The organism is Kitasatospora humi, from assembly GCF_020907985.1.
GTDB lineage: Bacteria > Actinomycetota > Actinomycetes > Streptomycetales > Streptomycetaceae > Kitasatospora > Kitasatospora humi.
Genome location: NZ_JAJJPA010000040.1, coordinates 49,630 through 61,589, shown reverse-complemented (window position 1 = coordinate 61,589; position 11,960 = coordinate 49,630). Strand labels below are relative to the sequence as shown.

General features: G+C 69.3%; 8 protein-coding genes and 1 pseudogene. 3 read left to right on the top strand and 6 right to left on the bottom strand.

Translation table 11 applies throughout. From position 1 onward, the window contains the following. Positions 1 to 590: 590 nt before the first annotated feature. The 3 genes and pseudogenes from LN042_RS28225 to LN042_RS28215 form a co-directional block, all read right to left on the bottom strand. Positions 591 to 1,373: a class I SAM-dependent methyltransferase gene (locus tag LN042_RS28225; protein WP_230054221.1), complete on the bottom strand. Its 783-nt coding sequence runs from the start codon at positions 1,371 to 1,373 to the stop codon at positions 591 to 593. 42 nt (positions 1,374 to 1,415) lie between these two features. Further along, positions 1,416 to 1,739 (bottom strand): annotated as a pseudogene (locus LN042_RS28220) (hypothetical protein); the annotation flags it as partial. 143 nt (positions 1,740 to 1,882) lie between these two features. Further along, a complete protein-coding gene (locus tag LN042_RS28215; protein ID WP_230054220.1) occupies positions 1,883 to 2,164 on the bottom strand; it encodes a hypothetical protein in 282 nt (93 codons plus the stop codon). A gap of 62 nt (positions 2,165 to 2,226) precedes the next feature. Here LN042_RS28215 and holA point away from each other — a divergent pair, with 62 nt between their 5' ends. Then, positions 2,227 to 3,222, top strand: coding sequence for a DNA polymerase III subunit delta (gene holA / locus LN042_RS28210; protein WP_230054219.1), 996 nt, complete (start codon positions 2,227 to 2,229; stop codon positions 3,220 to 3,222). Between the two features lie 350 nt (positions 3,223 to 3,572). Here the strand turns inward: holA and rpsT are convergent, their stop codons facing one another. Then, the gene (gene rpsT / locus LN042_RS28205) at positions 3,573 to 3,830 is read right to left on the bottom strand and encodes a 30S ribosomal protein S20 (protein ID WP_230054218.1); all 258 of its coding nucleotides are present in this window, start codon (positions 3,828 to 3,830) and stop codon (positions 3,573 to 3,575) included. Positions 3,831 to 4,079: 249 nt separating this feature from the next. Between rpsT and lepA the strand changes: the two genes are divergently transcribed. Beyond that, the gene (gene lepA, locus LN042_RS28200) at positions 4,080 to 5,951 is read left to right on the top strand and encodes a translation elongation factor 4 (RefSeq protein WP_230054217.1); all 1,872 of its coding nucleotides are present in this window, start codon (positions 4,080 to 4,082) and stop codon (positions 5,949 to 5,951) included. A 98-nt stretch (positions 5,952 to 6,049) separates the two neighbouring features. On the opposite strand, the gene LN042_RS28195 is transcribed toward lepA, so the two are convergent. Together LN042_RS28195 and LN042_RS28190 are read right to left on the bottom strand one after the other, a co-directional pair. Continuing rightward, positions 6,050 to 7,930 (bottom strand): ABC transporter ATP-binding protein, encoded by a 1,881-nt coding sequence (locus tag LN042_RS28195; protein ID WP_230054227.1) that lies wholly within the window; start codon positions 7,928 to 7,930, stop codon positions 6,050 to 6,052. 71 nt (positions 7,931 to 8,001) lie between these two features. Beyond that, on the bottom strand, positions 8,002 to 9,735 hold the full coding sequence (locus LN042_RS28190; protein WP_230054216.1) for an ABC transporter ATP-binding protein: 1,734 nt from the start codon (positions 9,733 to 9,735) through the stop codon (positions 8,002 to 8,004). Between the two features lie 306 nt (positions 9,736 to 10,041). On the opposite strand from LN042_RS28190, the gene LN042_RS28185 reads away from it, so the two are divergent. Then, on the top strand, positions 10,042 to 11,955 hold the full coding sequence (locus tag LN042_RS28185) for an AMP-dependent synthetase/ligase (protein WP_230054215.1): 1,914 nt from the start codon (positions 10,042 to 10,044) through the stop codon (positions 11,953 to 11,955). The last annotated feature ends 5 nt before the right edge of the window (positions 11,956 to 11,960 follow it).

Sequence of the window (11,960 nt, the reverse complement as noted above, 5' to 3'; positions counted from 1 at the left end):
GGGTCCTGTTTCGAAAGTGATCTTTGTGGCACCCACAGTTCGGGGCGCGTGCGGAAGAATGCGGACCGTGGAGGGGAAGTACAGGCTGCAGCGCCAGACGAGTCGGTGGGCACGGTTTGCCCAAGTCACCGTCCGTGGAGCCGTGGCCAGCGAGCCAGAAGTACGGATGAGTCCCGATGTTTTCGGGTGGCGCGGCCGCGCCTACGGCACCGCCGTGTGCACAAGCCATGCCGGTGACGAACGGATCCAGGCAGAGGCATGGGAAGGCGCTTGGTACGCGCTCGCGCGTCTTCCGGAATCGGCCCGCGGCGTGCTCGTATCCGTCGTCGAAGTCGTCACGGCGCCAGCAGACACGGGCCCTGGTGACGTGAAGTTCGCTGCCGCACGTGCTGTTTGGCAAGCTGTGGGCCGGGAGCCGGATCAGCCTCCATGGATCGGTGACGACGGCAATCCCGTCTTCCCGTAGCGACGACTTGGGTCACAGCCACTCGTTGATGGCTGCGACCAGCACTGTCGCTTCGTAGTGCTCTGACCGGCAACGTTCACCGGTTTGCGATAGACGAACGGGGAGTCGGAGGCGGAAGCCTGGACTACCCCGCTGAGTGAGGGCGCTGTGCGGTGAGCACGGGCTGGTAGTACCCGCTGGAGTCCGGACTGTGCCAGGTGACGTTGGTGAAGCCGGCTTCAGCCACGAACTCGGTCAACTGCGAGCGGGTCAGCGCCCAGTAGGTGCTCCGGCGGACTCGGACCTTCCAGGTGCTCTCTGCGGGGGTGAGCTGGAAGTGCTCCAGGTCGTAGCGCTCGCCGTCTTCATGCCAGTGCCACAGCTGGAAGGTGATCACCTGGCCGTCGCGTGTGTCCGAGACCTGCGGAGGTGTCGCTGTGGGTTTGGTCTGGCGCGCCTCGTCGTAGCCCCGGACAGTGATCATCAACAGTCCGCCGTCTCGGAGCACCCGCCTCATGCCGAGGAGCGCTGCCCGGAGATCTTGCCTGGAGAGCAGGTGCGGGAGTGAGTTGTCCGCGCAGAGGACGACGTCGAAAGACCCGGGTCGGAACGGAAGTTGACGCATGTCGGCCGCAGCGGCCGGAAGTCTGCTGCCCCGGGCCGACGCCTCGGCGGTGGCGCGCGCGGCGGCGACCGGGCTCAGGTCGCTGCCGACGACCTTGTGTCCGGCCAAGGTCAGCCCGATCGCCTGGGTGCCGATCCCGCACGAGCAGTCCAGGACGGTGTGCGGTCCCGCTCCAAGACACAGGCTGACAAGACCGTCCAGTATCTCGGCCTGGTAAGCCATGCTCGCGTCCCAGTCCCGAAACATCAGGTGGTAGTCGTGGGCCAACTCGTCGTAGAAATCCCGCACGGAGAGCTCGGACATGTACCCCACCGTAGCGCGCGGTCGCCAGGAAAGACGGGCAGTTCAGACTGCGGCTGCTTGACTTCGGCCTCCCCAGCGCAGGCCATTCTCGCTGCGGGTGCGGGTGCGGGTGCGGGTGCGGGTGCGGGTGCGGGCGCGTTCGCGGCGTTGGGCTGCGAGGAGGTCGGGGTGGCGGGCGTTGGCGTTGCGCCACCGCAGGTAGCGGTGCAGTTCGCGGGTCTGAACTGTGTGGTTCGGATGGTTCGAGTTGGCGAGCGTGAACTGCCGCAGTGGTCCGAAGTGTGCCTCGATCGGGTTGGCCCAGGATGCGCTGGTCGGGGTGAGGCCGAGGTGGACGTTGTTGTTCTTGGCCCAGCGCAGGATCTTCTTGCCGTTTACCGGCGCTGCACCGCCGCACCGGCGCAACCACTGCCACCCCGGCGCGCTGCACCGCCATACCGGCGCTGCACCGCCACCCCGGCGCGCCGCACCGCGCCCACCGCCGTGCGGCCATCCCGGTGCGGGGCGGTTCAGCCGTCCTCGCGCCAGCCCTCGTGCTCGGCCACCAGCGCGTCCACGGCCGCCACGACCGCCGGAGCCCAGCCCTCGGCGGGCTCCTCCAGCACCACCAGCCACTGGGCGTCCTCGGCATCGTCCTCGCCGGCCAGGGCGTCGCGGACCAGCTCGAACGGACCCAGCTCGGGCCACCGCTCCGCCATCTCCCCGGCCACCTCCTCGGCGGCGTCACGGTCGGCGAGCACCAGCAGCTGGCGGCCGGCGGGGGTGGTGGTTCGGTCATCGCGCGAGCTCATGGGGTCATTGTGGCGGCCCGAAGCGCCGGGCCTGTCGGCGGCCCGTGGGATGCTGGTAGGCGATGGCCAGGAAGAGTGCACCCGATGACCTGCTCGCCCCGCTGACCCTCGCGGTCGGCCAGGAGGAGTTGCTGCTCGATCGCGCGGTCGCCCAGGTGGTGGCGGCGGCCAGAGCAGCCGACCCGGACACCGACGTGCGGGATCTCGCACCCGGGGCCCTGCAGCCGGGCAGCCTGGCCGAGTTGACGACTCCTTCGCTGTTCGCCGAGCGCAAGGTGATCGTGGTCCGGGCCGCGCAGGACTTGGCGGCCGACTCGGTCAAGGAGCTCAAGGCCTATCTCGCGGCGCCGGCCGACGAGGTGATCGTGGTGCTGGTGCACGCCGGTGGCGCCAAGGGAAAGGGCCTGCTGGACGCGGCGCGCAAGGCGGGGGCCCGCGAGGTGCAGTGCGCCAAGCTGACCAAGGCGGGGGAGCGGGTCGCGTTCGTCCGTGGCGAGTTCAAGGCGCTCGGCCGTTCGGCCAGTCCGGAGGCCTGCCAGGCGCTGCTGGATGCGCTCGGCGGTGACCTGCGTGAGCTGGCCGCCGCCGCCAGCCAGTTGACCGCCGACGTCGAGGGACCGATCGACGAGCGGGTGGTGGCCCGTTACTACAGCGGCCGGGCCGAGGCGACCGGTTTCGAGGTGGCCGACCTGGCGGTCACCGGCCGTGCGGCGGACGCGCTGGAGCGGCTGCGCTGGGCGCTGGCGGTCGGCCAGCCGCCGACCGGCATCACCTACGCGCTGGCCTCCGGAGTGCGCAGCATCGGTCGGCTGGCCACCGCGGACCGCTCGATGCGCGCGGCGGACCTGGCCCGTGAGCTCGGCATGCCGCCGTGGAAGGTGGACCGGGTGCGGCAGCAGATGCGCGGCTGGACGGGTGATGGGGTGGCCGTCGCGCTGACCGCCATCGCCCAGGCCGACGCTGCCGTCAAGGGCGGTTCGGATGACCCCGCCTACGCCCTGGAGCGGGCCGTGGTCACCGTGGCCCGGGCCGCCCGCTCGGGTGCCCGCCCGTACTGACGCCAGGCCGACGCCGAGCGGCCCCGCTCAAGGCACCTGCGCCCGAGGCGCCCCCGCCAACCCCCCCGCCAACCGCACCCCGCGAACCCCCGCCAACCGCACCCCGCGAACCCCGGCCGGCCGCACTCCCGGGGAAACGCCGAGAGGCGCCGCGGTCCGTCCCGGGGAGGGGAGTGGACCGCGGCGCCTCTCGTTGAAGCATGTGCACCGCACCCGCGTGGCGAACGCAGGCCGCGTGCGGTGCGTGGTCGTGCGCGTCTCGGGAGTCCGGGTAGAGGGCCGGAGTCATCCTGCGACGGAGGTACCGCGAACGGTACTCGGCAGCGCTACCGCTGCCCTGAGCGCGAAGCTCAGGCGGCGACCTGCTTGGTGATGGCCGACTTCTTGTTGGCAGCCTGGTTCTTGTGGATGACGCCCTTGCTCACGGCCTTGTCGAGCTTCTTGGAGGCGACGCGAGCGAGCTCGGCGGCCTTCTCGGTCTCGCCGGCGGCAGCGGCCTCGCGGGCCTTGCGCAGCGCGGTCTTCAGCTCCGACTTGACGGCCTTGTTGCGCAGGCGCGCCTTCTCGTTGGTCTTGTTGCGCTTGATCTGGGACTTGATGTTCGCCACGAAAGTGCCTCAGTCTTGTCAGTCATCAGTGGAACAGGGTGTGCACCGGCCGCAACGGACCAGCTGAGAGGGCATGCCGAAGCGCGGTGCAGCGGCCAACGCTACCAGGGCACCTCCGCGCCCCCCAAACCGGCACCGTGTGCCCCTCGCGTGGGAAGATGGAGCAAGCCCTGGTTTCCTCAAGCCCAACAGGGCTCCTCGGGCAGGCGACAAAGTCGGCCCCGGACGACCACGGAGAATCGGACCAAGGTGCCCGCGACCCCTACCAACGTGCCAGAACCCAGCCGTACCGACCCGGCGCTGATCCGCAACTTCTGCATCATCGCCCACATCGACCACGGCAAGTCGACGCTCGCCGACCGGATGCTGCAGATCACCGGTGTCGTCGATCCGCGGCAGATGCGTGCCCAGTACCTCGACCGCATGGACATCGAGCGTGAGCGCGGCATCACCATCAAGTCGCAGGCGGTCCGGCTGCCCTGGGCCCCGAAGACCGGTGAGCACGCGGGTACGACGCACATCCTGAACATGATCGACACCCCGGGCCACGTCGACTTCACCTACGAGGTGTCCCGCTCCCTGGCGGCCTGCGAGGGCACCATCCTGGTGGTCGACGCGGCCCAGGGCATCGAGGCGCAGACCCTGGCCAACCTCTACCTGGCCCTGGAGAACGACCTCACGATCATCCCGGTGCTGAACAAGATCGACCTGCCGGCCGCCCAGCCGGAGAAGTACGCCGAGGAGATCGCCCACATCATCGGCTGCGACCCGTCGGACGTGCTGAAGGTCAGCGCCAAGACCGGTCTGGGCGTCGAGGACCTGCTGGACCACATCGTCCACAACATCCCGGCCCCGGTCGGCGTCAAGGACGCCCCGGCCCGCGCGATGATCTTCGACTCGGTGTACGACGCCTACCGCGGCGTGGTCACCTACGTGCGAGTGGTCGACGGCCAGCTCACCAAGCGTGAGCGGATCGCCATGATGTCCACCGGCGCCACCCACGAGCTGCTGGAGATCGGCGTCATCTCGCCCGAGCCCAAGGTGGCCGAGGGTCTGGGCGTCGGCGAGGTCGGCTACATCATCACCGGTGTGAAGGACGTCCGGCAGTCCAAGGTCGGTGACACCATCACCTCGCAGCACAAGGGCGCCACCGAGGCGCTCGGCGGCTACAAGGACCCGCGCCCGATGGTGTTCTCCGGGCTCTACCCGCTGGACGGCTCGGACTACCCGCTGCTCCGCGACGCCCTGGACAAGCTGCGCCTCAACGACGCGGCGCTGGTCTACGAGCCGGAGACCTCGGTGGCGCTGGGCTTCGGCTACCGCTGCGGCTTCCTCGGCCTGCTCCACCTGGAGATCATCCGGGAGCGCCTGGAGCGCGAGTTCAACCTCGACCTGATCTCCACCGCGCCCAACGTGATCTACCGGGTGGTGATGGAGGACGGCACCGAGCACACCGTCACCAACCCGAGCGAGTTCCCCACCGGCAAGATCGCGGAGGTGTACGAGCCGGTGGTGCGCGGCACCATCCTGGCGCCCAACGAGTTCGTCGGCGCGATCATGGAGCTCTGCCAGTCACGCCGCGGCAGCCTGCAGGGCATGGACTACCTCTCCGAGGACCGGGTGGAGCTGCGCTACACCCTGCCGCTGGCCGAGATCGTCTTCGACTTCTTCGACCAGCTGAAGTCCAAGACCCGCGGCTACGCCTCGCTGGACTACGAGCCGATCGGCGAGCAGTCCGCCAACCTGGTCAAGGTCGACATCCTGCTGCACGGCGACGCGGTGGACGCCTTCTCCGCCATCGTGCACAAGGACAAGGCCTACGGCTACGGCGTCATGATGGCCGGCAAGCTGCAGAAGCTCATCCCGCGCCAGCAGTTCGAGGTGCCGATCCAGGCGGCCATCGGCTCCCGGGTGATCGCCCGTGAGACGGTCCGCGCGATCCGCAAGGACGTGCTCGCCAAGTGCTACGGCGGTGACATCTCGCGCAAGCGCAAGCTGCTGGAGAAGCAGAAGGAGGGCAAGAAGCGGATGAAGATGGTCGGCCGGGTGGAGGTCCCGCAGGAGGCCTTCATCGCCGCGCTGTCGACGGACACCGAGGCTCCCAAGGACGCCAAGAAGTAGCCCCGGGCTCCCGGGGACGCCGGGGGAGCAACCGGCTCCGCAACGCCGGAGGGGCCGTCGACCACCACCGTGGTCGACGGCCCCTCCGGCGTTCGGCGTCACTCGGTCTCCGCCACCGCCTGCGCGAACTGCGCCTGGTAGAGCCGGGCGTAGGCGCCGCCGGCGTCGATCAGCTCGTCGTGCGAGCCCTGCTCGACGATCGATCCGCTCTCCATCACCAGGATCACGTCGGCGTCACGGATGGTGGACAGCCGGTGCGCGATCACGAAGCTGGTCCGGCCGCTGCGCAGTCGGGCCATGGCGCGCTGGATCAGCACCTCGGTACGGGTGTCCACCGAACTGGTCGCCTCGTCCAGCACCAGGATCGACGGCTGGGCCAGGAACGCCCGGGCGATGGTGATCAGCTGCTTCTCGCCGGCGCTGACCCCGGTGCCCTCGTCGTCGATGACGGTGTCGTAGCCGTCGGGCAGGGTCCGCACGAAGCGGTCCACGTGCGCGGCCCTGGCCGCCTCGATCACCTGCTCGCGGCTGGCACCGTTGGCGCCGTAGGCGATGTTCTCGGCAATGGTGCCGCCGAACAGCCAGGTGTCCTGAAGCACCATGCCGATGCCTGAGCGCAGTTCCTCACGGGACATCGCCGCGATGTCCACCCCGTCCAGGGTGATCCGGCCGCCGCTCACCTCGTAGAACCGCATCAGGAGGTTGACCAGGGTGGTCTTGCCGGCGCCGGTCGGGCCGACGATGGCCACCGTCTGGCCGGGCTCCACCTTCAGACTGAGCCCCTCGATCAGCGGCTTCTCCGGCTCGTAGCGGAACGAGACGTCCTCGAAGGAGACCAGGCCGCGCAGCTCCGCGGGCCGCTCGGGGCGCTGCGGATCGGCGGACTGCTCCTCGGAGTCCAGCAGTTCGAAGACCCGCTCGGCCGAGGCGACCCCGGACTGCACCAGGTTCGCCATGCTGGCGACCTGGGTGAGCGGCTGGCTGAACTGCCGGGAGTACTGGATGAAGGCCTGCACGTCACCGATGGAGAGCGCGCCGCTCGCCACCCGCAGGCCGCCGACCACCGCGACCAGCACGTAGTTCAGGTTGCCGATGAAGAACATCGCCGGCTGGATGATCCCGGAGATGAACTGGGCCTTGAAGCTGGAGGCGAAGAGCGCCTCGTTCTCCCGCTCGAAGACCTCGGCGGCCTCCTTCTGCCGGCCGAAGACCTTGACCAGGGCGTGGCCGGTGTACATCTCCTCGATGTGCGCGTTCAGCTTGCCGGTGGTCGCCCACTGCGAGACGAACTGCGGCTGCGCCTTCTTGCCGACCCGAGCCGCGACGACCACCGAGAGCGGTACCGATATCAGTGCGATCAGGGCCAGCAGCCAGGAGATCCAGAACATCATCGCCAGCACGCCGACCACGGTGAGCAGCGAGTTCACCAGCTGGCCCATGCTCTGCTGCATGGACTGGCCGATGTTGTCGATGTCATTGGTGACCCGGCTGAGCACCTCGCCGCGCGGCTGCTTGTCGAAGTAGCTGAGCGGCAGCCGGGTGAGCTTGGCGTCCACCTCGGCGCGCAGCCGGTTGACGGCGCGGTTGATCACCCGGGCGGCCAGCCGGCCCTGCACGACGCCGAAGACCGCGGAGCACACGTAGATCAGCAGCACCCAGAGCAGCAGGGTGCCGATCGCGTGGTAGTCCATGCCCTTGCCGGGCGTCAGGTGCAGGGTCCGCAGCAGGGCCGCCGTCCGGTCGTTGCTGCGGGTGACCGCGTCGAGCTCCGCCTGGCTGTGGAACTTCGGGCCGATCGCGCCCTTGACGATCAGGTTGGTGGCGTTCCCGAGCAGCTTGGGGCCGGCCACCGCGCAGGCCACGCTGAGCGCGCCGAGCAGCAGCATGCCGAAGATCGGCACGCGCTCGGGGCGGAGCAGGCCGAGCACCCGCTTGCTGCTGTTCTTGAAATCGAGGGACTTCTCGGTGCCGGCGTTCATGAACCGGCCGGGGCCGGGCCCGCCGCGCCGGGCCGCGGCGTCCTGCGAACTGCCGGGCTTGTGCGAGGTGGTCACGCCGCCTCCTGCTCGGTGAGCTGGGAGAGCACGATCTCCCGGTACGTCGGGTTGTCGGCCATCAGTTCGTGGTGGGTTCCGGTGCCGACCACGGCACCCTCGTCCAGCACGATGATCCGATCGGCGTCTCGGATGGTGCTCACCCGCTGGGCCACGATCAGCACGGTGGCGTCGGCGGTCTCCTGGCCGAGCGCGGCGCGCAGCCTGGCGTCGGTGGCGTAGTCGAGGGCCGAGAAGGAGTCGTCGAAGAGGTAGATCTCCGGCTTGCGGACCAGGGTGCGGGCGATCGCCAGGCGCTGGCGCTGGCCGCCGGAGAAGTTGCTGCCGCCCTGGGCGACCGGGGCCTGGAGGCCGTCGTCAAGCTTCTCGACGAAGTCCTTGGCCTGCGCCGTCTCCAGCGCGGCCCAGAGCTCCTCGTCGGTGGCGTCGGGGCGGCCGTAACGCAGGTTGCTGGCCACGGTGCCGGTGAACAGGTAGGGCTTCTGCGGCACCAGACCGACCGTGCGGGCCAGCACCTCGGGTGCGATCTCGCGGACGTCCACGCCGTTGACCAGCACCTGGCCGCCGGTGGCGTCGAAGAGCCGGGGGACCAAGCCGAGCAGGGTGGTCTTGCCGCTGCCGGTGGAACCGATCACCGCGGTGGTCTCGCCGGGGCGGGCCACCAGGTCGATGCCGCGCAGCACCGAGGCCTCGGCACCCGGGTAGCGGAAGTCGGCGGAGCGCAGCTCCAGGTGGCCGTGCGAGCGCAGCTCGGTGACCGGCGCGGTCGGCGGGACCACACTGGAGTCGGTGTCCAGCACCTCCACGACGCGCTCGGCGCAGACCTCGGCGCGCGGCACCATCATGAACATGAAGGTGGCCATCATGACGCTCATCAGGATCTGCATCAGGTAGGACTGAAACGCCATCAGGGCGCCGATCTGCATGCCGCCGCCGGCGATGCGGTGCGCACCGAACCAGGAGACGGCGATCGTCGAGACGTTCACCACCAGCATCACGCAGGGGAACATCAGGGCCTGGATCCGGCCGGTGCGCAGCGAGACCGCGGTGAGGCCGTCGTTGGCCTCCGCGAACCGCTGCCGCTCGTGGCCGTCCTTGACGAAGGCCCGGATCACCCGGATCCCGGTGATCTGCTCGCGCAGGATCCGGTTCACCTTGTCGATGCGCTGCTGCAGGCTGCGGAACGCCGGGCGGAGCAGCCGGACCAGCAGGGTGACGATCGCGCCCAGCACCGGCACCACGATCACCAGCAGGCTGGAGAGCGGCACGTCCTGGTTGAGCGCCATGATGATGCCGCCCACGCACATGATCGGCGCCGCCACCACCAGGGTGAAGCTCATCAGCAGCACCGTCTGGATCTGCTGGACGTCATTGGTGGTGCGGGTGATCAGCGAAGGGGCGCCGAACTGGCCCAGTTCGCGGGCGGAGAACCGCTGCACCTGGTCGAAGACCGAGGCGCGGATGTCGCGGCCGACCGCCATCGCGGTGCGGGCACCGTAGTAGACGGCGCCGATGGAGCAGGCCGCCTGGGCGAGGGTGACGGCGATCATGACGCCGCCGGTCTGCATGATGTAGCCCGTGTTCCCCTTGACCACACCGTAGTTGATGATGTCGGCGTTGAGAGTGGGCAGATAGAGCGCGGCTATGGTGGAGATCAGCTGGAGCACGACCAGTGCCAGCACGGCTTGTTTGTAGGGCCCGAGATGGGCCTTGAGGAGTCGGATCAGCACTCGGACACTCTCGTTGTCGGCAGGAGGATTCGCACCCTCATTTTCGTACTTTTCTGGACCCGTCAGTGGGGCGTCTCCGCGATCCGCTGACAGCGCACGGCAGCGTCCGGTATTGGTGACTGCACTGCGTCCGCGCCGGAGTGCAAGACGGCTTGCCCTCTTAACAGCAGGGCCGGTTGGTTCTAGGCTGTCGGCAACCTTGTTACTCGCCAGTTAATTACTCGCCAGTCAACAAGCTGCCGGGTCGCCCAACCCCCACCAGCGCCCGGCATCCACCCTCGGCCACCAGGTCCCCCGGAGGTCTCGTTGAGTACCGCGCAGTCCGTCATCGGCTCCGACACGATCGCCGGGCGCCCAGCCTCAGTGGCCCATGTGTTCCTCAGCAGGGTAGAGGCCACACCCAACGCCGAGGCATACCGCTACCCGGTTCCAGTTGACGATCATGCGGCGGACGGGGCACCGGGCGCCGAGCAGTGGCGCTCGCTCACCTGGCAGCAGACCGCGGACCGGGTGTACGACATCGCCGCCGGCCTGCTGGACCTCGGGATCCAGGCGGAGGAGCGGGTGGCGCTGGCCTCCTCCACCCGGATCGAGTGGATCCTCGCCGACATGGGCGCCATGTGCGCCGGGGCCGCCGTGACGACCGTCTACCCCAGCACCAACGCCGACGAGACCGGCTACATCCTGGCCGACTCCGGCAGCCGGCTGCTGTTCGCCGAGAACGGCAAGCAGTTGGACAAGGCACTCGAGGGGCGGGCCGAGCTGCCCGACCTGGCCACCGTGGTCGTCTTCGACCTGCCGGGCGAGCTGCCGGCCGCCGAGGGGCTGACCATCATCTCGCTGGCCGAGCTGGAGCAGCGCGGCGCCGCCCTGCGCAAGGGCGATCCGGAGGTGGTGCGGCGGGCGGTCGAGGGGATCAGCCCGCAGCAGCTCGCCACCCTGGTGTACACCTCGGGCACCACCGGCCGGCCCAAGGGGGTCCGGCTGGCCCACGACACCTGGTCGTACCAGGCCGTCGCCCAGGCCGACAGCGGTCTGCTGCGCCCCGACGACGTGCAGTACATGTGGCTGCCGCTCGCCCACGTCTTCGGCAAGTCACTGATCTCCGGCCAGGTCCACACCGGCCATGTGATGGCGGTGGACGGCCGGGTCGACCGGATCATCCACAACCTGCCGGCGATCAAGCCGACCATCATGGCCTCGGTGCCGCGGATCTTCGAGAAGGTCTACAACGGCATCGCCGGGCGGGCCCGGGCCGAGGGCGGCGCCAAGTACAAGATCTTCATGTGGGCGGCCAGGACGGCCCGGCAGTACGCCCACACGGTCCAGGACAGCCGGGTCGCCACCGGCCGGGACAGCGCGCCGCTCGGCCTGCGGATCCAGCACGCGCTGGCCGACAAGCTGGTCTACGCCAAGATCCGGGCCGCGTTCGGTGGCCGGCTGCGCGGCTCGGTCTCCGGCAGCGCCGCACTGGCCCCCGAGATCGCCTACTTCTTCGCCGGGGTCGGGGTGCCGATCCTGGAGGGCTACGGCCTCACCGAGACCAGCGCCGGCATCACGGTCAACCACGAGGACGACTTCCGGGTCGGCACCGTCGGGCTGCCGCTGCCGGGCAGCGAGGTGCGGATCGCCGAGGACGGCGAGATCCTGCTGCGCGGCCCCGGCGTGATGACCGGCTACCACAACCTGTCCGAGCAGACCGCCGAGGTGCTGGAGGCGGACGGCTGGTTCCACACCGGCGACATCGGCGAGCTGGCCCAGGGCGGCTACCTGCGGATCACCGACCGCAAGAAGGACATGTTCAAGACCTCGGGCGGCAAGTACGTCGCGCCCAGTGAGATCGAGGGCAAGTTCAAGGCGGTCTGCCCGTTCGTCAGCAACATCCTGGTGATCGGCAACGGGCGCAACTTCTGCACCGCGCTGATCACACTGGACGAGACGGTGATCATGCCGTGGGCCGCCGAGCACGGGATGAAGGGCCGCGGCTACGCCGAGGTGGTCACCTCCGCCGAGGTCCACACCCTGATCGAGGGCTTCGTGAAGCGCCTCAACGGCGACCTGCAGCGCTGGCAGACGCTCAAGAAGTTCACCATCCTGCCGCGCGACCTGGACATCGAGCACGGTGAGCTCACTCCGAGCCTCAAGATCAAGCGCCCGGTGGTCGAGCGGACCTACGCCGACGCGGTGACCGAGATGTACGCGGGCGCCAACGAGGCCTGAGCCCG